At 63.7% G+C, this 24476-nt stretch carries 20 protein-coding genes and 1 tRNA gene; 15 read left to right on the forward strand and 6 right to left on the reverse strand.

Annotation, left to right across the window (positions count from 1 at the left end):
* Positions 1–35: 35 nt before the first annotated feature.
* From gyrA to NM2_RS02580, 3 genes are all read left to right on the forward strand, one after another.
* Positions 36–2549 (forward strand): DNA gyrase subunit A, encoded by a 2514-nt coding sequence (gene gyrA, locus NM2_RS02570; protein ID WP_067663406.1) that lies wholly within the window; start codon positions 36–38, stop codon positions 2547–2549.
* A gap of 44 nt (positions 2550–2593) precedes the next feature.
* Positions 2594–3517 carry a DUF3566 domain-containing protein gene (locus tag NM2_RS02575; RefSeq protein ID WP_067663409.1) on the forward strand — a complete coding sequence of 308 codons (924 nt, stop codon included), beginning with the start codon at positions 2594–2596 and terminating at the stop codon, positions 3515–3517.
* Between the two features lie 139 nt (positions 3518–3656).
* A tRNA-Ile gene (locus tag NM2_RS02580) sits at positions 3657–3730 on the forward strand.
* A 257-nt stretch (positions 3731–3987) separates the two neighbouring features.
* Here NM2_RS02580 and NM2_RS02585 read toward each other — a convergent pair.
* Positions 3988–4710, reverse strand: a complete 723-nt coding sequence (locus NM2_RS02585; RefSeq protein WP_067663412.1) for a fructosamine kinase family protein — start codon at positions 4708–4710, stop codon at positions 3988–3990.
* Positions 4711–4921: 211 nt separating this feature from the next.
* Between NM2_RS02585 and NM2_RS02590 the strand changes: the two genes are divergently transcribed.
* Positions 4922–5260: an enoyl-CoA hydratase-related protein gene (locus NM2_RS02590; RefSeq protein ID WP_067663415.1), complete on the forward strand. Its 339-nt coding sequence runs from the start codon at positions 4922–4924 to the stop codon at positions 5258–5260.
* Positions 5261–5378: 118 nt separating this feature from the next.
* Here NM2_RS02590 and NM2_RS02595 read toward each other — a convergent pair whose 3' ends face one another.
* Positions 5379–5765 carry a hemophore-related protein gene (locus tag NM2_RS02595; RefSeq protein ID WP_157120848.1) on the reverse strand — a complete coding sequence of 129 codons (387 nt, stop codon included), beginning with the start codon at positions 5763–5765 and terminating at the stop codon, positions 5379–5381.
* Positions 5766–6079: 314 nt separating this feature from the next.
* On the opposite strand from NM2_RS02595, the gene NM2_RS02600 reads away from it, so the two are divergent.
* From NM2_RS02600 to NM2_RS52890, 3 genes are all read left to right on the forward strand, one after another.
* Positions 6080–6934, forward strand: a complete 855-nt coding sequence (locus NM2_RS02600) for an ABC transporter ATP-binding protein (RefSeq protein ID WP_174575593.1) — start codon at positions 6080–6082, stop codon at positions 6932–6934.
* Positions 6931–8241: an ABC transporter permease gene (locus NM2_RS02605; protein ID WP_084530410.1), complete on the forward strand. Its 1311-nt coding sequence runs from the start codon at positions 6931–6933 to the stop codon at positions 8239–8241. The genes NM2_RS02600 and NM2_RS02605 overlap by 4 nt, the downstream gene beginning before the upstream one ends.
* A 656-nt stretch (positions 8242–8897) precedes the next feature.
* Complete coding sequence (locus NM2_RS52890) at positions 8898–9638, forward strand: S1 family peptidase (RefSeq protein WP_369690296.1); 741 nt, start codon at positions 8898–8900, stop codon at positions 9636–9638.
* 29 nt (positions 9639–9667) lie between these two features.
* On the opposite strand, the gene NM2_RS02615 is transcribed toward NM2_RS52890, so the two are convergent.
* Together NM2_RS02615 and NM2_RS02620 are read right to left on the reverse strand one after the other, a co-directional pair.
* Entirely contained in the window at positions 9668–9991 is a 324-nt protein-coding gene (locus NM2_RS02615; protein ID WP_067663426.1) for a hypothetical protein, read from the reverse strand.
* An 84-nt stretch (positions 9992–10075) separates the two neighbouring features.
* Complete coding sequence (locus NM2_RS02620; protein WP_067663428.1) at positions 10076–10891, reverse strand: SAM-dependent methyltransferase; 816 nt, start codon at positions 10889–10891, stop codon at positions 10076–10078.
* Positions 10892–11146: 255 nt separating this feature from the next.
* Here NM2_RS02620 and NM2_RS02625 point away from each other — a divergent pair, with 255 nt between their 5' ends.
* Positions 11147–12394 carry a cytochrome P450 family protein gene (locus NM2_RS02625; protein WP_067663431.1) on the forward strand — a complete coding sequence of 416 codons (1248 nt, stop codon included), beginning with the start codon at positions 11147–11149 and terminating at the stop codon, positions 12392–12394.
* A 313-nt stretch (positions 12395–12707) separates the two neighbouring features.
* Entirely contained in the window at positions 12708–12935 is a 228-nt protein-coding gene (locus NM2_RS02630; RefSeq protein WP_067663434.1) for a site-specific integrase, read from the forward strand.
* A 928-nt stretch (positions 12936–13863) separates the two neighbouring features.
* On the opposite strand, the gene NM2_RS02635 is transcribed toward NM2_RS02630, so the two are convergent.
* Together NM2_RS02635 and NM2_RS02640 are read right to left on the reverse strand one after the other, a co-directional pair.
* On the reverse strand, positions 13864–14328 hold the full coding sequence (locus tag NM2_RS02635; protein ID WP_067663437.1) for an NUDIX hydrolase: 465 nt from the start codon (positions 14326–14328) through the stop codon (positions 13864–13866).
* Positions 14325–15944 (reverse strand): ribonucleotide reductase barrel domain-containing protein, encoded by a 1620-nt coding sequence (locus NM2_RS02640; protein ID WP_084530412.1) that lies wholly within the window; start codon positions 15942–15944, stop codon positions 14325–14327. Before NM2_RS02640 ends, NM2_RS02635 begins: the two co-directional genes overlap by 4 nt.
* Positions 15945–17039: 1095 nt before the next feature.
* Here NM2_RS02640 and NM2_RS02650 point away from each other — a divergent pair.
* From NM2_RS02650 to NM2_RS02675, 6 genes are all read left to right on the forward strand, one after another.
* Positions 17040–18296, forward strand: a complete 1257-nt coding sequence (locus tag NM2_RS02650; RefSeq protein WP_157120849.1) for an NsdA family TPR-like regulatory protein — start codon at positions 17040–17042, stop codon at positions 18294–18296.
* Positions 18293–18661, forward strand: a complete 369-nt coding sequence (locus tag NM2_RS02655; RefSeq protein ID WP_067663449.1) for a hypothetical protein — start codon at positions 18293–18295, stop codon at positions 18659–18661. Before NM2_RS02650 ends, NM2_RS02655 begins: the two co-directional genes overlap by 4 nt.
* Positions 18662–20080: 1419 nt before the next feature.
* A complete protein-coding gene (locus tag NM2_RS02660) occupies positions 20081–20545 on the forward strand; it encodes a hypothetical protein (protein ID WP_067663452.1) in 465 nt (154 codons plus the stop codon).
* Between the two features lie 132 nt (positions 20546–20677).
* The gene (locus NM2_RS02665) at positions 20678–22243 is read left to right on the forward strand and encodes a cell division protein FtsK (RefSeq protein WP_157120850.1); all 1566 of its coding nucleotides are present in this window, start codon (positions 20678–20680) and stop codon (positions 22241–22243) included.
* A 295-nt stretch (positions 22244–22538) separates the two neighbouring features.
* A complete protein-coding gene (locus NM2_RS02670) occupies positions 22539–24245 on the forward strand; it encodes a replication initiator (protein WP_218025841.1) in 1707 nt (568 codons plus the stop codon).
* A complete protein-coding gene (locus tag NM2_RS02675) occupies positions 24235–24474 on the forward strand; it encodes a hypothetical protein (protein WP_157120851.1) in 240 nt (79 codons plus the stop codon). The genes NM2_RS02670 and NM2_RS02675 overlap by 11 nt, the downstream gene beginning before the upstream one ends.
* Positions 24475–24476: the final 2 nt, after the last annotated feature.

Here is a 24476-nt window from a genome sequence, read left to right on the forward strand (position 1 = left end):
ACACTGCCGCGCAACAGGACTACAAAGGAGACTTCATGACTGAGACGACACTGCCGCCCGGCGGTGGTGGCGACCGGATCGAGCCGGTCGACATCCAGAACGAAATGCAGAGCAGCTACATCGATTACGCGATGAGCGTCATCGTCGGTCGTGCGCTGCCCGAGGTCCGTGACGGCCTCAAGCCGGTGCACCGCCGCGTGCTGTACGCGATGTACGACAACGGGTATCGCCCCGATCGCGGTTATGTGAAATCCGCGCGACCGGTTGCCGAAACGATGGGTAACTACCACCCGCACGGCGACGCGTCGATCTACGACACCCTCGTCCGCATGGCGCAGCCCTGGTCGCTGCGGTATCCACTGGTCGACGGTCAGGGCAACTTCGGTTCTCGCGGTAACGACGGCGCGGCCGCCATGCGTTACACCGAGTGCCGCCTGACGCCGCTGGCCATGGAGCTGCTGCGCGAAATCGACCACGAGACAGTCGATTTCACGCCCAACTACGACGGTCGTTCGCAGGAACCGGTGGTTCTCCCCAGCCGGGTGCCGAACCTGTTGATGAACGGCAGCAACGGCATCGCGGTCGGAATGGCGACCAACATCCCGCCGCACAACCTGAACGAACTCGCCGAGGCGATCTACTGGGCGCTGGACAATTACGACGCCGACGAGGAAGCCACGCTCGCCGCGTGCATGGAGCGGGTCAAGGGCCCGGACTTCCCGACGCACGGTCTGATCGTCGGCACGCAGGGCATCCACGACGCCTACACCACCGGGCGCGGTTCGATCCGCATGCGCGGTGTGGTGGAGATCGAGGAGGACAATCGCGGCCGCACCACGATCGTCATCACCGAGCTGCCGTACCAGGTCAACACGGACAACTTCATCAACGCGATCGCCGAGCAGGTCAAGGACGGCAAGATCGCGGGCATCTCCGATATCCACGACGAGTCCTCGGATCGCGCGGGTATGCGGATCGTGATCACGGTCAAGCGCGACGCCGTGGCCAAGGTGGTGCTGAACAACCTCTACAAGCACACCCAGCTGCAGACCAGTTTCGGCGCCAACATGCTGTCCATCGTGGACGGCGTGCCGCGCACGCTGCGCCTGGATCAGATGATCCGGCTCTACGTCGAACACCAGTTGGACGTCATCGTCCGGCGCACCCGCTACCTGCTGCGCAAGGCCGAGGAACGCGCGCACATCCTGCGCGGACTGGTCAAGGCCCTGGACGCGTTGGACGAGGTCATCGCCCTGATCCGGCGTTCGGCCAATACCGACACCGCGCGCACCGGCCTGATGCAGCTGCTGGATATCGACGAGATCCAGGCCACGGCCATCCTCGATATGCAGCTGCGTCGCCTCTCGGCCCTGGAACGCCAGAAGATCATCGACGAGTTGGCCAAGATCGAGCTCGAGATCGCGGATCTGAAGGACATCCTGGAAAAGCCCGAGCGGCAGCGCGCGATCGTGCGCGACGAGCTGAAGGAGATCGTCGAGAAGTACGGCGACGACCGCCGCACCCGGATCATCTCCGCCGACGGCGACGTCGCCGACGAGGATCTCATCGCCCGCGAGGACGTGGTCGTCACGATCACCGAGACCGGGTACGCCAAGCGCACCAAGACCGATCTGTACCGCAGCCAGAAGCGCGGTGGCAAGGGTGTGCAGGGCGCCGGGCTCAAGCAGGACGACCTGGTCAAGCACTTCTTCGTCACTTCGACACATGATTGGCTGCTGTTCTTCACGAACCTCGGCCGGGTGTACCGGACCAAGGCGTACGAGCTGCCCGAGGCCGCCCGCACCGCGCGTGGTCAGCACGTGGCGAACCTGCTGGCCTTCCAGCCGGAGGAGAAGATCGCCCAGGTCATCCAGATCAAGACCTACGAGGACGCGCCGTATCTGGTGCTGGCCACGCGCAACGGTCTGGTGAAGAAGTCCAAACTGACCGATTTCGATTCCAACCGGACCGGCGGCATCGTCGCGGTGAATCTGCGCGACAGTGACGAACTGGTCGGCGCCGCACTGTGTTCGGCCGACGACGATCTGCTGCTGGTCTCCGCGCACGGTCAGTCGATCCGCTTCCCGGCCAACGACGAGGTGCTGCGCCCGATGGGCCGCGCCACCTCCGGCGTGCAGGGCATGCGGTTCAACACCGATGACGAACTGTTGTCGCTCAACGTGGTTCGCGACGACACGTATCTGCTGGTCGCCACGTCCGGCGGCTATTCCAAGCGAACCGCGATCGAGGAGTACACCGCACAGGGCCGTGGCGGAAAAGGTGTCCTGACTATCCAGTACGACCAGCGTCGTGGCAGTCTGGTGGGTGCGCTCATCGTCGATGATGAGGACGAGCTCTATGCGATTACTTCCGGTGGTGGTGTCATCCGGACCGCGGCGAAGCAGGTTCGCAAGGCAGGCCGCCAGACCAAGGGCGTGCGATTGATGAATCTCGGTGAGGGAGATACGTTGCTTGCGATCGCTCGTAACGCGGACGAGCCCGACGAGGTTCCCGGCGAAGACGACACCAGTGGTTCCGAGAAGAAGTAGTTTTAACCGAGCAGCGGCGGCACAACGGATCTAAGGAATCCCCATTGACCACTCCGAACCAGCCGAACGACGAGCGGCCCCACGCCAACGGTGTGACCGAGCGGATAGCATCATCACCCATTCCGCCGCGTCCCATTCCGCGGCCGGCGTCCACCGACGGCGGGTCGGGCAGTACGCCCGAAAACACCGAGCAGTCAGCCGATTTCGCGAGTGAGGAGAAATCGGGCGAGTCCGCTGAAGCGGACACCAACTCCCGATTCGAGGAGGGGTGGTCGCAGTTGCCGCAGCGCGAGCCACAGTCGAATCTGAGCCGTCCGGGCCATGCGCCCGTGACGGGTCGGCCTTCGGCGGTGGGCCTAGGCGGTTCGGGTAATGCCCGCACCACCGCGGATCTGGCGGCCAAGGCCGCGCGCAAGGAGGCGGCGATGGTGAAGTCCGTCGGCATCGACGGACCCACCCGCAGCATCGCCCGCCCGGAGTTGGTCAAGGACATGCCGGACCTGTCCGAGCTGCGTCATCCGCTGCCACCCTCGGAGCACATCGCCGCGCAGCAGCCCGTCTCGCCCGCTGCCCCGCAGGCCGTGGTCCAGGCCGCGGCCACCGGTCAGCCGCTGCGCGCGACCGTTCAGCTGCGGCACATCGACCCGTGGTCGACGTTGAAGATCTCGCTGGTGATCAGCGTGGCGATGTTCTTCGTCTGGATGCTCGCGGTGGGCTTCCTGTACATCGTGCTGTCCGGCATGGGTGTCTGGGACCGTCTGAACAGCACGTTCACCGATATGGTGTCCGACAACAACTCGAACTCCTCGGCTCTGATCGACGCCGGCACCGTCTTCGGCTACGCCGCCGTCATCGGCCTGATCAACGTCGTGCTGATGACGGCCCTGTCCACGGTCGGCGTCTTCATCTACAACCAGTGCACCGACCTCGTCGGCGGCATCCAGGTAACCCTGGCCGACCCCGACTGACCCTCTCCACCTCGAGGCCGGACCTGCTCAGCAGGTCCGGCCTTTCTTTATCTCCACCCCTCCTACCAGCAGTTTTGGTTGTTCCCGGCATGGTCGGGTAATCTTTGCTCTCGGTTCGGGACAACAACCCAGCCCCTACGGGCCTATAGCTCAGGCGGTTAGAGCGCTTCGCTGATAACGAAGAGGTCGGAGGTTCAAGTCCTCCTAGGCCCACACTCCACGAAAAGCCCTTGACCAGTGATTCGGTCGAGGGCTTTCGTCGTTCCTGAGGCCTTCCCGAGTCGATTTCACCGGATCAGGCAGCGAAAGGCAGCATCAGTTTTCGAATCTGGTTCGTGGCCGAGGGCTCGATATTTCGACTGTTCTGCCGCGTGGATGAAATCTATTGCGGCCCATCGGAATTCTGGTGCTCATCTGTTGGGGCCTCGCTGCTGGGCGAGCGGTAGGTTCGGAATCTTTCGGGTGGGTGGTCAGCGTGCCATGAGGGCTTTGTGTGCGGTGGTGACCAGTTGGTCGCGGTAGCGGCGGCCGAACAGCGCGACGTGTACCAGTAGCGGGTGCAGTTGGTGCAGGGGGATTCGTCGCCGCCAGCCGTCGGCCAGGGGTGCTGTCTCGTGGTACGTGGCGAGGATCCGGTTCAGGTGGGGTGCCCCGAACAGGCTGAGCATCGCGAGGTCGGTTTCGCGGTGGCCGCCGTGGGCGGCCGGATCGATCAGGGTGGCGTGGCCGCCGGTCCAGATGATGTTGCCGGACCACAGGTCGCCGTGGATTCGGCTGGGCGGTTCGGGTGGTCCGGCGAGCTCGTCGATGTGGGTCATGACGTTTTCCAGCAGTTTCACATCTGTCCCGTCGAGATGCGGTGCCGCGGCGCTCAGCGGCGGAAGCAGCCGTCGTTCGGCGTACCAGTGGGACCAGGGGCCGTCGGATCTGGTGTTGTCCAAGGGAAGGTCGGCGATGAATCCGGGCCACTCGGCACCGAAACGGTCCGGGGTTCGGGCGTGCACGGCGGCGAGTTCACGCCCGAACCGTTCGGCGGCGAAGACTCCCGGGCAGTCGCGCGCGGCCTTGACGAACAGGTCACGCCCATCGCGGAGAGCCACGCGGTGCAGTGTCCACGAGTGGTTCGCGCCGAGATCGTCGACCTGCGCCACCGGGGTACCGATCAAGTCGGACAAGTGATTTCGATCCAGCATCACCCCTCCTGCCGCTGGGGTCGGCATTTGTCTCGACAGTAGCGTCCGCGAAATTTGGGGATTCCCAGCACACTGCTGGCATCGATCCGGAGAACGGGTCCCATCCCGAGTGGATCGCGCGGTTCCACGCACTGCTCGACGAGATCGAGGCGCAGGACGGGCCGCGGGCGCTGGTGACGACCGGTGCGGGCAAGTACTGCTTTTCGCCCGGTTGCTGGTCGCGCCGCTGCCCACGGTCGCCGTACTGCAGGGGCATACGTTCGGTGCGGGTGCGTTTCTGGCGCTCGCCCACGATCGCGCCGTGATGCGGGCGGACCGCGGGTATTTCTGCCTGCCCGGTATCACCGTCGGCGCGTCGTACGCGCCCGGAACCGTGGCGCTGGCCTCGGCCCGGCTGGCGCCGCGCGCGGCGCACGAGGCGATGGTCAGCCGGGGGATATCTCAGAGCAACGCGAGGACGGCGCCGAGAACCACTCCCAAGGTTGCAACGGCGAAACCAGCGGCACTACCGACGCCTGGCAGAAGCACAATTCCTCCTGGTGACAACTGATGGTGATCTTGCGGGTGCGATCTTGCCCCGGATCGTGTCTTTCTCTTCGGGCCGTCTCGGCGGGTCGGAAAGTTGTTCAGCCGGAAATGTCCGGACGAATATCCCGGGAAAGACCGGCTCAGTATCGGTGGCAGGAATCGGCGATCCGCGACATCATCGAGCCTGCCGCCTGGTCCGCGCCCAACTCGGGGACGTTCACCCCGGCCATGTTCCGCTGTGCCGCGAGCTGTTCGAACATCGACGTGCGCTTTTCGGCCGGTTGGGAGAAGGCGAATCGCAGTGCGGCTTTCTGTACCGGTGCGGCATCCAGGCGGGCGGCCGATGTGGGGTCGACCTGGTGCCATGCGGCATCGATCTGATCGAAGGAGCAGGTCGAGGTCAGCAACGGACCGAAATCGTCGATCATGTCCGCGGCCGCGGCCGCCGATCCGAACAACGCGGCGCCCGCGGCGAATCCGCCCAGAGTGACGGTGACAATCGCGTACCGGGCGTTGAGCATCCTCATGAATTCACCCTTCGTGGAGTCCGATTGAATATCGGGGCCTTTACCCCGGCCGTGATCGTAGTCAACTATCGGCCGATGACGGCGACGCGCCGACCGCGCGCCGGGGTAAAACCCGTCCGCTCACCTACGGTGATGCCCGGATACGGCGAATCCCACGCTGTTTCGATATCGAATTCGCCGTCGTCAGCCATCGAATTTCGGGTGCCGGAACGCGCATGTGACCGGCCGGTCGGCGTATTGGGAGGCGAGGGATTCACGTGTTGCGGATCGAGGGTCTGTACAAACGGTACGGCGAGGTGGTCGCGTTGTCGGACATGACATTCGACGTGCGAGCCGGTGAGATATTCGGATTCGTGGGGGCCGACGGCGCGGGCAAGACGACCACCATGCGCATCGTGATGGGCGTGCTCGGCGCGGACGGCGGCGTGGTGCGCTGGTCGGGGCGGCCGATCGACCGGGACGTGCGGCGCCGCATCGGCTACCTGCCCGAGGAACGCGGTCTGTATCCGCGCATGCCGGTGGGCGGACAGCTGACGTATTTCGCTCGGCTGCACGGACTCTCGGCGTGGGAGGCGGAGAAATCCGCACGCCGCTGGATGCTGCGGCTCGGCATCGGTGCGCGCGCCCAGGACGATGTGCTCGAGCTGAGTCCGGGCGATCGACAACGGGTGCAGCTGGCAACCGCGCTGGTACACGACCCGGACATCCTGCTGCTGGACGAGCCGTTCGCCGACCTGGATCCGGTGGCTGCCGAGGTGTTGACCTCGGTGCTGCGCGAGCGTGCCGCGGCCGGGAACGGTCCCGTGATGTTCTCCTCCCATCAGCTCGACCTGGCGGAACGCCTGTGCGACCGGGTCGGCATCGTCCGCAACGGATCCGTGGTGGTCTGTGGAACGGTCGAGGAGCTGCGCAGTCTGGGCCCGGACCGGATCGCGATCGACGCGCCCGGTGTGAGCGGGGACTGGACCGCGCGGCTGCCCGGGGTACAGGTGGAACGGCGCGAGGGGACGCGCTGGATTCTGCGATTGGCCGACGGAGCCGACGATCAGTGGGTGCTGGGCGCGGCCGCGGCGGTGGGGCCGGTGCGCGAATTCATCAGGGTCAGGCCCACTTTGACCGAATTGTTCCATCCTGTGGTCGCCGACGAGGAACAGGGAGTCGTCGCATGAAAAGGATGTCGTCGGTCCGGGCGATCGAGTTGGTCGCCGAGCGGGAGATCGGTGCGCGGCTGCGGTCTCGGTCGTTCGTGGTGATCACGGTCGTCCTGGTGGCCGCGGTGGTGGGCACGGTGCTGCTGTGCCATCTTCTCGGCCGGACTCAGCGGTACTCGACGCAGACGGTCGGGGTGACCGCGCAGACCGCGCCCTACCGGCAGATGCTCGTCGGTGCGGGGCAGGCAGCGGGACAGCGCATCGAAACCGTGATGGTCGATCGCGCGTCGGGGGAGGGCCGGGTTCGGTCGGGCGATCTGGCGGCGCTGTTCACCGGCGTCTCGGACGGGCGGTTACAGGTGGTGGTGAAATCCGCGCTGCCGGACGGGCTGCGAGCCGGATTCGACCTGCTGGCCCGGCAGATCGCGTTGAACAAGCAGGTCAGTGCGATGGGCGGGGATCCCGCGGCGGTACGGCGCGCGATGTCCACCGCGACGGTGGACTCCCGCGTCCTGCGATCGGCCGACGACCATCGCGCCGAGCGGGCGGCTATCGCCGGCGTCATCGGCGCGCTGACCTGCATCATGTTGCTGATCGCCATTCAGCTCACCGGGCAGGGCGTGGTCGAGGAGAAGGCCGATCGCATTGCCGAACTGCTGCTGGCCGCTGTTCGGCCGTGGGAGTTGTTGATGGGCAGGGTGATCGGCGTCGGAGTCGTGACCATCGGGCTGGCGGCGGCGTCGGCCGTTGCGGGTGCCGGGGCGGCGAGCGTCCTGGGTGTGCTGCACATGTCGGCCGCCGTGTTCACGAGTGCGGTCGGCTGGGCGCTGCTGTGGTATTTGCTCGGCTGTTTCCTGTATGCGCTGGTGATCGCCGCGGCCGCATCGTCGGTGTCGCGGCGGAAGGACCTGGCCTCGGTGGCTGCGCCGGTCATCGTGATCGTCCTCGCGGCCTATCCGGTCGGCCAGGCCGTTGTGCCCGACCATCCGAATGGTCCTGCGGCGGTGGTGTTGTCGTTGATTCCGCCGCTGTCACCGGTGGTGATGCCGATGCGCGCGGTCTACGGCGTGCCCGGCCGGCAGATGGGGGTCGCGGTGGCGATCATGCTGGCGGCGATCGCGTTCACCGCGTGGTTCGCCGGGCGTTTATACGCGAATACATTGCTGCACAGAGGAAGTCGTTTCTCGCTGAGCACCGCATCGATGCGGGCGCGTGCGATGTCCGGTGGGCGTGCGGCGGCCTCGGCGAATCCCGATCGGGATATCCGGCGAGGCGGGGAATCTGCCGAAGATCACTCGAAAACAACTGCGGAACTGAGTATTTGATCGTTCACCTGGTCACCACACATTCGTCGCATTCGGTCAGGAGGCAGTTCGTGGAATCGGGATCTCGCGTACGCAACCTCGCGCTGGGATGTTGTGCGGCAGCGGTGGTGGCCGGTTCGGCGGTGGTGCCCGCCGCGGCCGCGCCCGGTATCGCCTCGCTGCCCCCGGCGCTGGTCGAGGCAGTGCGGCGCGATCTGGGGATCGATGTGGATGAATATCTCGCCCGGGCGAACGCGGCGCAACGCCTGTCCGGGTTCGCCGATCTGGCACGCCGCACACATCCGACCGTTTTCGCCGGGGCGCGCATGGATGGTGCGCGCCCCATCGTGCTGCTGTCCGCCGGGCCGGATGCGGCCGATGCGCGAAGTGCCGCCGAACAGGCCGGATTCGGTGTGCAGACGGTCGCGGCCAGCGAATCGACGCTGAACGAGCGGATCGCCGGGATCGAGCACTGGCTCGACGATCAGCCCCAGTCGGTCGGCGCGGCCGTGGTCGGATATGGAATCGACGTGCCACACAACAGTATTGCGATGCGGATAACTCGGAATGTGCGCCTGCCCGCCGATCTCGGGCCGGTCCGCTCGGTCGTGGAGGACATGCCCGAGGCGCTGCCGGAGGACTATTCGTCCGCGGGTCCTGGCGAGGATGCCGGAGAGATGGGCGATCGGATCGGTGGTGAGCCGTATGCCGTCGAGGGCGGCGGCCAGGGGCATCGGTGTTCGTTCGGGTTCAACGGCGTCGATGCCCAGGGCAATACGATCGATATCACCGCTGGGCATTGTGATCCGGACAATCTCGTCGCCCCGGCCGCGAAATCCGTTCATCAGCAACCTGTTTACGATCTTCGGAATCGCAAGATCGGCCGGCGGCTCGGATATTTCGAGGCCACGAGTTTCGGCCCGCACGACTATTCGATCATCCGAATCGACGATGCGGAAGCCGCGAGGTTCCGGAACAATCTGGTTTCCACACAGCGGCTCGGTTCGGCATCACCGGCCGTTGCGGGACGTTCGATCGCCGCCCGCGACAATGCGTTGCGCATCGATGGCACCGCGGAGCCGGTGGTCGGTGCCGCGGTGTGTAAATCGGGCTCCACCTCGGGATATGCCTGTGGGACCGTACTTTCCGTGCGTCAGCGGGGGCGCCTGGGCGGGGTGCCGGGACACGGCGATCGGCCCGTCACGATCGAGGATGTGTTCTACAGCAGTATCTGCGCCCAGCGCGGCGACAGCGGCGGACCGATCTTCGCCGGTACCAAGGCGATCGGCATCATCAGCGCCATCGTCACCGCCGACGCCCCGGCGGATCACGGCTGCGGCCACTCACCCGTACTGTTGGGACAACCGATCAGCACTGTGCTGGCGGACCATCCCGGGGTGCGGATATTCACCGAATAGATTGCAGCCCAGCACAATTCGTCGAGGCGCTAGCAATCCGGCTCGGCTGCGCGCTGGCGGACCATGCCGACCAGAACGCGCTGAACGGTTTCCAGATCACCGTTGACGACACCGGCGATGTCGTCGGCGGAACAGGGATGCCGCCGCGGCGGCAGGCCCAGCAGCGATCGCAGGACGGTCAGATCGTCGGTTCCCCGGGCGAGCTGTTCCAGGGCGGGCAGCATCTGTTCGAATGCGGCCGTCGCCGCGGTTCCCGGCCCGCGCACCGCGACCTCCAGTCGCACGGTCTCGGCGAGATCGGCGGAGATCCCGGTCAGCCGCTCGAGCAACCGATGCCAGTCGTCGGGGTCCACAGGCTAAAGCTTTGCCCGGCGTGCGGGCTTTGTCCAGCATCATTCGAGCAACATCGCGTGTCGCTACCCGCCATGATCACGGGTTCACCGTTTGATGCCGACGCCGCCGAGCCAGTCCAGATAGCGGGTCTCCTCCGGCGTGTCCGAATCAGGCCGCCACAGCGGAACCTGGACCACGCCCGGCTCCACGAGTTCGAATCCGTCGAACAGCGCGGTGATTTCGGCCGCCGACCGCGGACGGCCGGGCGTGGTCGTCGAGCGGGTCAGTTCGAGCAGTTCCTCCAGCCGATCCGCGGACCAGCCCTCGTTGGTGAAATGTGAGATCGCCAGATGGCTGCCGGGCGGCAGCGTGTCGCGCAGACGGCCGAGCACGCCGTGCGGATCCATCTCGTCACCGACCACGTGCAGGATCGAAAGTACCAGTACGGCAACCGGTTTCGTGAAGTCGATATGTTGTGCGACCGCCGGGGACCGCACGAGCGTGTCCAGGTCGCGGAAGTCGCCGCGGATCGCGGTCGCCCACGGGATGTCGGCCAGGATCCGGCGGCCCATCAGGAAGGCGACCGGATCGTTGTCCACGTACACGACCCGGCCGTCCACACCCAGCTCGGTCAGGATCTCGTGGATATTGCCCGCGGTCGGGATGCCCGAGCCGATATCGAGGAACTGGGTGATACCCGCCTGGACGCAATAGCCGATCACCCTGCGCAGAAAGGCGCGATTCGCCCACGTCGCCCGCGTGATGCCCGGCCACCGGCGCTCCAGATCGTCCGCCCACTCCCGGTCGACCGCGAAATTGTGCGACCCGCCCAGCAGATGGTCGTAGATGCGCGCGATACTCGGCACCCGAGGATCAATGTCATCGTCCGCCCAGTCGGGAAGCTGTGGCACAGTGGACATTTCAGCCTCGCTTCATAACTCGCCAGTTCGGTTCGGAATACCCCACCGGACCCGTGACGCTCCGTCAGACGTTCACCAACCGCGTTCGACGCACGATACCTCGACTCGGCTGCTGCCGATGCGGCGCGGAAAGGGTGGCACGAAATCCCCGTGGACAGTACGCTTCTCGAAATAGCGGCAGTGGTTCGGCGATCGAAAGCAGGGATGCGCTGAAGACCGCGTCCCCAGAACACACGAACATCTGGAGCTCCATTCTTGAGTACGCCACAGTCCCGACTGGCCTGTCCAGTCGTCCACGGCTCGCCCACGGCTACCAAAGGCCCGAGGGTGTCGTTGTACTCGTCGGAATTCGCCGCGGATCCGCACCGCGCTTACGACGAAATGCGCAGACAGTACGGCTCTTTGGCTCCGGTTGAGCTGGCGCCGGGCGTGTCGGCCACGTTGGTGGTCGGATATGACACCGCGCTGCGGATCCTCAACGATCCCGAGCACTTCCCTGTCGATCCACGCACCTGGCAGCAGAACATCCCGGCCGACTGCCCGGTCCTGCCGCTTATGGAGTGGCGTCCCACCGGGAGTCGAAGCGACGGAGCGGCCCTCCTGCGCTATCGGCAGGCAATCACCACGAGTATCAACGCCCTAGATCTATATGCTCTCGATGCCACTGTGGAGAAGATCGCCATCCCGCTGGTCAACACCTTTTGTCAGGCCGGTGCAGCCGATCTGATCAGCCAGTACGCGCTCCCGCTTGCATTCGCGGTCACCGATGCTCTGCTGGGCTGCCCGCCGAAGATCGGACAGCGGGTCGCCGCAGGCATGGCCGCGATGTTCGAGGGGATCGATGCCGAGGACGGCAACAAGATGATCGTCGAGGCGCTGCTGGAACTGGTGGCCCTCAAACGGACCCATCCTGGCAACGACATCACTTCGCTACTGCTGCGGCATCCGGCCGAACTCGATGAACTCGAGATGATCCACCAACTGAACAGCGTCTACGGCGCCGGGATCGAACTGCAACAGAACCTGATCGGCAACACCCTGCTGCTGATCCTCACCGACGAACGCTTCGGCGGAAGTGTCGTCGGCGGGAACCTGTCCACCCGAGACGCCTTGGACGAAGTCTTGTTCAACAACCCGCCGCTGGCGAATCTTCTCACCACCTACCCCCGTCAGCCGATCCTCATCGACGACGTCTGGCTGCCCGCGCACCAGCCGATCCTCATCAGCATGGCCGGCTGCAACAACGACCCCACGATCCGGACCGAGAATCGCACAGGCAATCGCTCGCATCTGGCGTGGGGCATCGGCCCACACGCCTGCCCCGCGCAGTCGCTGGCCTACCTGCTCGCTCAAAACGCGATCGATCAGCTTCTCGATGCGCTGCCCGAGATCCAGCTAGCCATACCGGCCGACGCACCGACCTGGCGGCCTGGCCCCTTCCACCGGTCCTTGGCGGCTCTACCGGTCACCTTTCCGCCTTCTGCTCCGTTGAACGGATTCTGAGAATCTCGCAATCTCCCACGCGCGTCGGAAGCGACCAGGCGACCATCGCGATCGCCCGCCGCCATGCCAGGCGACCTGAATTCGATATCGCGTGGAGCGCAGTTGGAAACGACTTGTCCTGCCGCGGCTCGGTGAGGTGATCCACCACTGATCCGCGTGGATGACAGAGATTGTGACGACGCACTCCGACCGTCCCACAGAATGCACCCAATTCGGCATGAGCGTGCGTCTACCCTCGCTACATGGGCCGCCTACCACAAAACAGCGAAGCCACAGGCCAATGACCTGTGGCTTCGCAGAATGTGGCCCACGAATGGCAGCGGGTCCGGATGCGCTCGGTATCCCCGACGACGTGACCGCCCACAGCTTCCAAGGTGCGGTCGCGACGATCCTGGACGATGCCGGGTTGTCGGCAAGGGGCACGGCAGACGTGCTCGGCCACGTTGACCCGGCCATGACGCAGAGGCACTACATGGCGCGTGGCCGGGTCCATACGGCTGCTGCCGAAGCGCTGGACAGGGCGGTCAGCAGTGGAGACTGACCGGGACGCACTGAGCGACTTAGTTGGAAGATCGGCCGACACGAAGTGGGATCGGAAAGCAAAAAGCCCAGCCTGAGCTGGGCTTATGGTGGAGCCTAGGGGAATCGAACCCCTAACCCCTGCCGTACGGCTGGAGGCCACTACTGCGGACAACTATGAACAGTCAAGACGGGCCGAAAAATGCCTTTGAACAGCTGGAATGTCAATTATCCACAACTTACGGCAATCGAACGTGCATTCGATATGCATTGATGGTCGGGGAATTTGTTGGGACATAGTTGGACGCCCTCAAGGCCCGCGCTCGGCGTGTTGCTGTGGTGACACGCCGGACAGATGGTGCCCGCAGCGATCCGTTGGCAATCGATTTGGTCGGCCCTCCTTGCGTCGTTCTCGACATGAACGTATGGGCGGGTGCTCGGTGGCAAGCCCCGAAGGGGTGCGGCAGCCCGTTGCCGGGGAGAAGGTCTCGGTCCGTTCCGATCGTTGTCTGCCGTGGGATGGGTGCTGGCTGTGGTGGGTTCGGCCCCCATCCTGGTTCTGCGCCGGGTGCCCGCCCGGGAGCGGAGCGGTAGGGCGGGCGCACCGGGCGGCGCGCGCATGCGCGCCGCTCTTGATTCTGTAGAGAGAAATTCGGCAAGTTCTTCTTGGGGGGTTACCGTTTCTTTTTTTCTTTTTCTTCTTTTCCGGGGGGCTCCCAACCTTTCTCCCCACAACTACATGAGTCATCAAGCTTGTGGCCCAACAGATTTCGCGGGAATGATCGGTAATCCCGCCTCACCCGCGACGTATCCCGGCAGGTACCCCCGTGCGCAGGGTTCCGGGAGTGGGGCGGCCGAATGCGCCGCAAGTTGGAGCCTGCGGCGGGGAGAATGACGAACGCCCTGCCCCCACGTATTGGGGTAGGGCGTTCGCGGATGGCTCTCCGGGCTCACAGCCTGGTAAGTGCTCGGTGCTGTTTGACCGCCTGCCCCAGGTGCCGGGTCCAGAAGACGGCTTCAGGAATGGTGTCGATCATCGGTTCGAAGGTTTCGAGGCTGTCTGTCGGCAACCAGAGATAGTCTGAATACTCCTCGTTGATCTCGATTTCCCCGCCGCCGTACTCGGCATAGAAGTGTGGCAACACCATGGAGTTACCGTCGTTCTTCCGAAACAGCACGTTGTACGAGACGTCCTCCGCGATCGAGATTTCAGCCTTCTTGCCGATCTCTTCGTCTTTCTCTCGACGGATTGCATCGAGAATGCTTCCGTCCGTGGTCTCCATCTTCCCGCCGATAAACGAGTACACCCCATCGTAGTCGGCTTCACCCTTACGCCGCGCCAGCAAGACACTGTTGGTCGCGGGGTTGATGACAACGAGTTTCTGGCAATACTGGAAATGAGTTGTATCGGTCATGACGCTACCTTTCGGTCGTTATGGGTAAGTTCTTTGGGCTGCGCCGGATTGGTGCCGTTGACGTAGACGGTAACACCGCTCAGACCCGCCTCGTAGCCAGCCAGGTACACGGTTCGGACATCATCAACCGTAGAACAACTGGGAAGGTTTATCGTCTTCGATATGGCTTCATCGGTGTACCGCTGTAGTGCCGACGCCATACCGATATGCCCAGAGACGCTGATTCTCGTCGCATCCTTGAAATGCGGCTCGATGCCAGTTGACGCGTCGATTATCAGAGCGCTCCGGCCGGTAGGTGGAAGCGCGATTGTCGAGACGTTCCGAAGCATTCCGGTATCGGCCACGTATCTCGACAGTTCGCACCAGTCATGGCCGGAAACTGTACTCGACTCCAGGTGCCCGTACATCCGTTGGATATGCCCCGGATTCTCGCGGTGACGGTTACCGGCTATCGTTGTCAGCATTGCGCCGAACGGCCCTCGCTGTTCCGCGAGCCGAATAGATTCCTCTTTCGATGTGATGTTGATAAATGAAAGAATATCCTCCATCAAGGATCGTGCGGCGTCGGAGTCATAGGCCAGGCCGACGAAATCGAGCGCGTCGGCAACCCCGCACAATCCTATGCCGATCTTGCGCTTCTGTGCGAGAACGTGCCCTGAGTGCGTCTTCGCGAAATTCTTGCCGCTGATCTCGAGGCAGTTGTCCAGAGCGCGGGTCAATATCTTGGTCGTATGCTCCAGCCAGGGGAGATTAACGGCCACGCGACCGGTGTCACTGGTGTACACGAATTCGCCGACGTTGATATATCCGAATTGGCAGGTCTCACCGGGAATAAGCCCTACTTCGGCACACGGAGCAGTTGTCTGATAGGCCCCCAACCCTGGAACCGGGTTGCGGGCATTCATCCGATCCAAGAAAACAATTCCCGGATCGGCGCAGAGCAGGGCGGCGCGACAGATCTGATCGAACAGTACACGAGCCTTTATTGTCTGCCCATTGTCGAGATGCACCACCGAACCGGCTTCGACCGCCGTCATGAAGGCCCGGTCTATATCGACCGAGATGTTGAACTTCCACTCAGCCGCGGACTCGACCTTGGCATTGACGAAGTTGTAGATCTGCGGGTGTCGCACGCCAAGTATCGCCATATTGCCCACGGGCCGATCTTCCCGGCCGCTGTTCGCGCTGTCTATTGCTACCTTGTTGAGGAAGTCGAGAGCCGAGACCGGATCGTCGGTCTCGTTGAGGTTAAATCCGGTGCCCATGCCTTGTTCATGAAGTGCAATGATATTTTGGCGCAGCTGCTTCAACCGCAAGGTGCTGAAGTCGAATGCTGGCATTGTGCAGGCAGTCAACGGCCTATCGGCATACCGGCCGATATTCGTCATAACCGGCGTGCTCATGATGATTTCTTTGTTGTCTAGCGCTTGCCCGAAGGCTTCGGCAAATTCTTCCGATTCCGTGATCGTCGAATACGTGAGTTCTTCGCGGTACAACGCATCGGTGACGCGCTCCACCATTGCTGCCGGAGCCTCGTCCGCGCCGATGATTCGACCCGTATTCATTACTTTCAGGGCCAACGGAGACGGCGCAAACCGAGATTTGTATACGCTCATTAGCTACTAACCCCTTTATTCAGTTCTCGTCTGGAACAGGATTAACCTGGTATGTCTTCCCCTGCTAAATATTGCGCCTAGCGAATTCGGCTTCTACCTCGGAAAGAAACGCGCCGTCGAGGACCGTTTCCGAGCCGAGTATCAAATTCCACCCAAACGGAGCCTTACCCTTGGGCTTAAGCTCGTATCCCGCCGATTGAGCCCGGGTTATCATTGCCATGACTTCCGGATTCCAATCCGAATTATCTCCGGATGTCTTCATAGACCGAAGCTTCCGGGGCATAGGTTGGTTCTCCATCTCGGCTAAACGCCCTCCCCCCACCAATCAAACGAACCTATGCGGATACGATCCGGCATCGGCTCATCCGAAGCCGCTGCACTCCTTTCGCGCTTCAGCCCTTCGAGAGCCCTATGCACCACCGCCAGAGGAACCGGCGCGAATTTCTCGCCCGTATTCAATTGCGGGACCATGTAGGAGCCTGGTTCATCGCGCTGCTCGAGGTTCATCGTGCGCTCGCTTCAGCCGGAAGCCACCGTTTCGCAGTCGGGTGCTCGCGCGTGAACTCGATAGGCACCGACAACACTCGACCCTCCTGCAAATCTAGGTCGGAATCGGCACCCGTTTCGCTTGAAATCATCTGCGTAGCAATGGATCTGATCTCTTGCTTCGTGATCGCGAATGACCACAGATCGATCGCTGGCACGTACACCAGCCACCGGGAGCCACAGCAGTGCACCCGCACCAGGTATTGCCGCATCTCGCCCTCTCTCGGTCTTGGAAGACATCCCCTGCCCTGCGGCCGGAGGCAGACCGCGGTGGGCTTGTCGGTGTCGGATTGGCCGGTATGCATCGGTTCCTTTCGACTCGGCGTGTGGTCTGGCACCCGCCGCCGAGGGATGCGGTACGACATCGACCAGGGCGTCATAGTCGGGTTCGTCGATGTACCAGCCGGTTGGGGCACTGCATCACGCCCCGGCGGCGGGGCCTACAGAAATATTTGCGCTGACCTACCGGACATTTCCGGACATGGGCCGGACAGAAATCGGTCATCGCGCCTACAGTTGAGTTCACCACTTCCGCAGCAGGGGGTTGCAATGGCTATTGTCGCGATATGGACCAAGCAAGATTGTGTTGCGCTCCGCTTCGCCTACGGAATGAAACAAGCCGCATTTGCCAGAGCACTAGGGGCCGCAGAGCGATCGGTAAGGCGCTGGGAAAAAGGCGAAACGGCGATCGGCGGCCTTGGACAGGTCAGCTATTCGACAATGCTCGCGAAAGCGCCAGCAGACGTCGTCGCACGTTTCGAGCAACTGCGGGAAAATGAGGACGACGTGAATCGGCGGCAGCTATTCAAGGGCGGTGCATTCGGCGTTGCCGCATTGGCGACCTTGGGGCTCGGTGGTGATGCGGCCGAGCGCGCTGCGTGGCTGGGATGCGGTGCTGGCCGTCCGGACTCGACAGCAGTGGCGCTGGTGCGGGCGACTCTGCATCAGGCGATGCAACTGGACGACGCACTCGGTTCGCCTGCGGCGCAAGGCATTGTCATAGCGCAGCAGCAGTTCACGGCCGCCATGCTGAGCAACTGCCCGACTGGTCTACGTTCCGATGTGTTGTCGCTGTATGCCGAGTGGACCGGACTGGCCGGGTCGTTGGCCTGGGACGCCCGCGATCACGCGACGTCGGCCCGCCTGTACACCGAAGCGCGGGAAAACGCGCACGAAGCGGAGGACTCCGATCTCGGCAGTTACATGCTCTGCCACCTTTCCCAGTTGGCTACGTGGCAACGGCGTCCGCGTGTCGCGGTGGACTACGCCGTCGCTGCACGCAGTTGGGTATCCCAGAGCGAGGATCGTCATCTACGCGCCTACGTCGCGATCCGCAATGCTGAAGCGCTCGCACTCGCCGGTCAACGCTCACCCTGTCTTGCCGCGCTCGATGAGGCCCAAGGCGCATTGGCGGGTCTGGAACCGTGCCACCCGTCTCAGTCTCGTGCGTACTTCATGGGCGAGGGCATCATGCACTCATATCGCGGAAACTGTTTGGCAGTCCAAGGTGACGCACGCCCGGCGGCCGAGGCATCGCGACAGGCGCTGGCAACAATGCCGGCCGCGTACACGCGAGACAGGGCGGTGACACTGTTGGAATTGGAACGTGCCCTGATTCAACTCGATGAGATCGAGGAAGCAGCCGACGCCGTCGCGCATGCTGCGGAACTGGCGGACCAGAACCGGTCTCCTCGGCTTGCCGCCGCCATCATCGGGAGCCGTCACCAACTCTCCCCTTGGGCCGATACTCGATCAGTACGCGAACTTGATCAGCGGCTCGCTGCTCGGGATATCGTGGTCGCATGAACACCGACCGCGTATCCGAGGTTCTGACGAGGATCGCGCGTGCCAACGCTGCAATTCACGCAACGGGCGAACTCAACGAGATCGGCAGGGAAGGTCGAGCGCCGTCCAGGTCGGAAGCATTCAGGTCGGCATCGGAAGAACTCCACGCCGCCAAGCAGGCACGTAACCGGCTATTCGTGGAGTTGGCAAGCGACTCCGAGACCGTGCCCTTGGAGCTGGCGGAACGCTTCGGGCTCACCGGCCGCGAGGCCGCGACTCTTGTTGAGGTTGCGCGCGGCGGACCGCGACGGCTCCGGGGACACCTGTTCGGCGAGCTGGACACCACGCAAGTGGTTTGGACCTCGGACAGTCACAACAGACCGTGATTTGCTTAGTCGATTGGAAGGCTGCTGCCGCAGATTGTCGCAGGGGCACATCTTCGCTGCGATGAACAAGATCTTCGTTGGAAGATGGACCAGGCGGAGGGGCCGTCCCCCGGGTGCCACGGTGTAGATTCCGGTGTTTCTGATGCACTGGCGCAAATTCGGCGTGCCATCGCGAACTTTTTCGAGTGATCTCTGTCACTAACCTTCGAAGATATGCTGATTGTCTATAGTCGATTTCGAGAATGCGGCGCATTGCAGCGGGGGCATATGACTTGTGACTGCTGATGCGATGCTGTGTACGTCTCGCGCATTTGTTGATGTGTATCGCAGCTGATGAGAAGGGTCTGCGCCGTGTGCCGAGTATTTGCTTGATGAAATGTACGTAATGATTCCGATCGTGCAAGATCGAATCACTCGCAGGTGTCAAGCTTGCCACGCCGAAAAATGCGGCGGACTTTATTGTTCAATCGCGACAGTTAGCCGTTCTGTGGCTGGATTGTGTCGACACGATAACGGCCGACGTTGATTGAGGGCGACTCAATTCGCGAGGATGATCGAGGTCATGGGGACTGATCAGTTTCATCGGTGAGCGTTCGGAGTGCTTCAAGTATGCCGAACGGGAAAGGATTCGCAGTCGTGTCAGAGTCCCCTGCGTTGGTTCGGATCGGTCGGGGAGTGCTCGGGATGCTCCCGGTTCGGGCTGGCGGTGGCCCTGCATCCGCGTCGCTGAGTGAGTCGTGGCGTGTGATCGTCGGATATCGGCGAGCCCCTGTGCCGGGTATGGCATTCGGTAATCCTGTACGCCCTCGGCGTCTTTCGATCGTCTCGGATGACGGCGGCGCGGAGGTTTACGGAACCGGTCGCCACTCCTGGTGGTGCCACACACCGTGGGTGTGCATCGGGGTTCCGGAACGCGGCGGCGCGTGATGTCATGGTGAAGACGGACAAGAAAGGACGGTGATCCGACAATGGTGACATGACCTGATCGCTCTGGATACATTTCGTGGTTGCCCCCTCGGTGCAACGAGGGGACAACCGAAACGAAATGAACTCCGTGGAATTACCGGGTTGGTAGCCCCCTCCACCAGAGTTTTGACCTTTCGCTAGCAGTGCCGCCTCGGCTCTGCTGTGTCCAGAGTAGTGCATAGTTTGCGCTGTGCACCACCGACGGTGTCATTGCTGTCGGTGTGCGCGGACTCGTCGATATGCCGTCCCCAAGGGATGTTCGGTATCAGTGTCGTGTCCGTCGCGGTGGGTATAGCCGTGCTGTTTCTGCTGGTTAGCGCTTGTGTTTAGACGTTCGTGGGGGCGTGATCCGGCCGATCCGCACTCGGAACGCCAGACGATTGCTGGCGTTGTGCGGGTTCTGAAAGTCACAGATACATGCAGCAAATGCACAGAAACAGGAGTACGGCACTCATGGCCGAAAACACCTCGGCAGAGGTTTCCCGCAAAGACTACCGATACAAGATCGTATTCGACGAGTTCTTTCCGCTTCCCTTGTATCAGACGGGGCCGGTGGTCCCGGATACCGAATATCTCGGCCCGAATCGTCAGGGGCCGCAACGGCGCGATCCGGTGACCGGGCTGTTGGTCTGGCGGATCGCGGTGACCGATCAGAACGAGCCGAACACCAAGCGGCGGGCGTATGACGTGCTGCTGTTGTCGGATACCGAACCGGTGCCGACCACTGAGGAGATCGCGGATGGGCTGCGGCCGATCCGGCTCGAGGGTGTGACCGTGCAACCGCGTGTCGGCGGCACGGGTGAGTTCAAGTACCTGGATCGCATTGTGCGCGCGACGGGCTACGCCCCGGCTCCGGCGGCATCGGGGCGCGGCAGCGGGTCGGCGGCGGGTTCGGGCTCGGGTAAGTCCGCGGGCTGATCCCGGCGCGGCATCTCCACCGGGCGGGTTCGGCCCGAGCTTGATCCGGGCTGAACCCGCCCCATCACCGGACTGTCTCGTAATCGTTTGCGAGACAGCACTATTCGTGACACCTGATGAAGGAAAATGATCATGGTTCGATCTGCGAACTATCAGAAGAATCAACCACCACAAGGCCAATCGGATTTTCTGGACCAGATCGCCGAGTTGCTGGGCGAACTGCTGCTCAAGGTGTGCTTCGGGCTGCTGGTGCTGGCGTGGCTGGCGCTGCTGTTCCCGATGCTGTCGCTGCCGGTCGCTGGATCGGTGGCGCTGGGCTGGTGGCTGGGCTGGCCGTACGGCGTGGCTGGCGGAGTGACCACCGTGACGTTGTGGGGTGTGTGGTATCTGTGTTGGCCGGGCTCGTTCGACCGCTGGGTGAGCGGGCGTATGCGGCAGATGTATTGGAAGTGGTGGCGCTACACACGCCGCTGGACCTCGCTCATGGCGCTGCAACAGTTGACCGCCGAACTCGATAACCGAGTCCTGACCCCGCCGTTGATGTCCGCACGCATCGGGCGGGTGGTCGACGTCCTGGAAATCGGGCTGGTGCACGGTCAGAAGGTCGAAACCTGGGAACAGCGCGCCGAAGAGCTGCGGCACTCGTTCCGGGCGTTGGGGCTGCGCGTGCGGCACACCGCCTCGGGGCGGGTGCGGGTGGAGGTCATCCACACCGACATCCTGCGTAAACCGATCCCGCTGCCCAGAGTCCCTGGTGGCCCGAATTCGGTTGACCTGCAAGCGGTTACGGTCGGGATCACCCAGTTGGGGCAGCCGTGGCAGCTGGAATTGCTGGGTACTCACGTCCTGTGTGGCGGCGAGACCGGTGCGGGCAAGGGGTCGGTGGCGTGGTCGATCATCGCGGGCCTGGGGCCTGCCATCGCGGCCGGCATCGTGGTGGTGTGGTGTATCGATCCTAAAGGTGGGGCTGAAATGGGGTACGGGATGGGCTGGTTCGACCGGTTCGCCTACGACAACAGCCAGGGGGCGTTGGAGCTGTTGCGGGAAGCGGCGCGGGTGATGCTGGCCCGGCTGGCGCGCATCCGCCCCAAGCCCGATCGCAAGGTGCATCCCTCGACCGACGAGCCGATGATTCTGCTCATCATCGATGAAGCGGCGTCGCTGACCGAGTATTACGCCGACCGGAAGGTCAAGGAAGAGATCGAGCGCCTGTTGGGGCTGATCTTGACCATGGGCCGCGCGGCGGGCGTGGTGGTCGTCGGGTTCGTGCAGGACCCCAGTAAGGAGGTAAATCGCCTCCGTCAGCTGTATCCGACCCGGCTCGCGATGCGCGTCGGTGAGGCTACCCAAGTCGCGATGCTGCTGGGGCAGACCGCCCGCGAGCGGGGCGCGCTGGCCGATCTGATCTCGCGGCGGACTCCTGGTGTGGCGTATGTCCAGATCACTCCGGGCGCTGACCTCACCGACCCCGGCCGCAACGAGACCGAGGAACTGACCGCCGAAATCGAACGGGTGCGCGCGTTCAACGTGACCGACGACGATATCGGCTGGATCATCGCCACCTACACCCCGCCGCGTCGCTACTCCGGCGACACGGTACCGGGTGAACCGGTCGTGATCGACCTGGACGATTACCTGTCCACGAGACGCGACGACGGCGGCGACGGGAACCGAAACCGCAAGGGCCGCACCGGATAACAGCAGAACTCACGGAACCGTCACCACCTTGACGGTTCCGTGAGGCGCGGCCCGTGATTGTGGGACGCGCGTGCAATAGTCGACGGTCGCTAGAGAACTGGAACACCGAATGGTATGCGGCCCCAGCGCGATACAGCGCCCTGATATGCAGGCACCGAGTCGGCGGTGTCGAAAAACTTCTAATCCTGTTCCGGCAGTTGATATCTCACTTCTCCACGCGACCCCGGCCCGAGGTGGGCGTGATCGTCGCTCGGCGGTCGGGGCTCGCGTGTTCGACTACGGGACAGGTGATGTCATGAGTATCTCTCTGCGTGATGATGCGCCGCTGCCGGGTGCCCCGGACAATGGGGAGGCTGGCGGGCGGGGGCCGTCGTTTCTGGATATCGCCGTGGCTGCCGCTGAGCGGTACGGGGTGTGCGTGCGGCCGGTGATTCTGCAACAAACCGACACCGTGACCGGAGGCAAGTCGTTCTTGCCGGTGCCCTGCGGGGCCACGCGGGAGTCGGTATGCGGGCCGTGCGCCCGCAAGTACAAGGCACTGCGCAAAGCTCAGTGCCGCGAGGGCTGGCATCTGACCGAAGAACCCCGAATCGCTGGCTCGGAACCGGGCGATGAGCAACAAGACCTGCTCGCTATTCGGGCCGACCTGCTGGCCAACAGAGCCCTGGCGCGTGAACAAGGGCGTGATGCCCAGGTGGCTGACTGCTCGGCGGAAATCGCGTGGCTCGATACCCGGCTGGCGGCGCTGGGCATGCGAGGGACCACGCCCGCGGTGACCGACGCGACCGCGGTGGACATCCAGGAGCCGGACGGTTCGGCGCCTGCGGCACGCCGTCGTTCGACCCGTCGCCGTCAGGACGCGCCGGACCTGCCTCGGCACACGGTCTCCGAACGGACGGTGGGCCGCGAGTTCGGCGGTTACTACTCCTCGATGTTCGTCACGCTCACCATGCCCTCGTATGGGGCGGTGTTCGGCGACGGGGCCGCACGCAAACCCGAGGAGTACGACTACGACCGGGCGGCGTGGGACGCGATCACGTGTGCCCGCCTGTTCTCGCGGTGGATACAGAACTTGCGGCGGGCGGTTGGCTGGAACGTGCAGTATTTCGCGGTCGTGGAACCTCAGAAACGCGGCGCTCCCCACCTGCACATCGCGATACGCGGGCACGTATCCCGCGCGGTGCTGCACCAGGTCACCGAGGCCACTTACCACCAAGTGTGGTGGCCTTCCACCGCGCAGATGCGGTATCCGGGCGCGGTGGTCCCGGTCTGGGACACCGGGCGTGAGACGTTCGTGGACCCGCGCACCCGCCGACCGTTGACCGGGTGGGATGAAGCCCTGGACGCGATCGGCCCCGACGACGCCCCGGCACATACGGCCCGGTTCGGAGCGCGCATCGACATCCAAGGCATCGCGGCGGGCAGCAAGAACGTGGCCGACGCGATCGGGTACCTGTGCAAGTACCTCACGAAATCGGTGACCGAGGTACTCCAGGCGAAAACCGCGCGGGCACATGACCATTACGACCGCCTGCACGGCGCGCTGTGCCGTACCCCGTGTGGCCCGCGCTGCGGTATCTGGCTGCTGTACGGCATCGTCCCGAAAGGCGCTACAGCGAAAACCATTGCCGGAGTGTGCAAGTCGCGTGCACATCGCCGAGACACCCTGGCACTACCGGGAAACCGCGTGCTCACCTCCGAGCGGTGGACCGGTAAAACGGTCGGCGACCACAAGGCCGAACGGCTGGAATTCGTCCGGCGACGCTTGGCGGCGGTCGGCATCGACAAACCCGCCCGAGATCCACGCCGCTACACCTGGGCCACGATCGCCCCCGGCACCCGGATGCCCTCGCGGGCGCAACTACTCATGGCCGCCATCGCCGAACGCATCACCTGGCGCGGGGAATACGACCGGGCCATGCTCGCGGCCGACCCTCCACACGAACCGGACACATCAGCAACCCGCACCCCAGCGAACGGAGAGCTATCAAATGGGCATTGATCTTGCGAACGATTCCGGATCTCCTGAACCCAGCACACCACACATGCGGCGGTGGGCCACCACGAAGGACGCTGCGGCGCACATCCGCGTACACCCGGAAGTGCTGCGGCGCTGGAACCGGCACCGAGACAAGTACCCGTGGCTACCCACGCCCAAGCGGGTCGGAAAGGATTTCCGTTGGGACCTGGACGCATTGGACGCGGCCCTGGACGCACAAGGCACCGACTGACG

The sequence above is a fragment of the Nocardia miyunensis NBRC 108239 genome, from assembly GCF_001613065.1.
Lineage (GTDB): Bacteria > Actinomycetota > Actinomycetes > Mycobacteriales > Mycobacteriaceae > Nocardia > Nocardia miyunensis.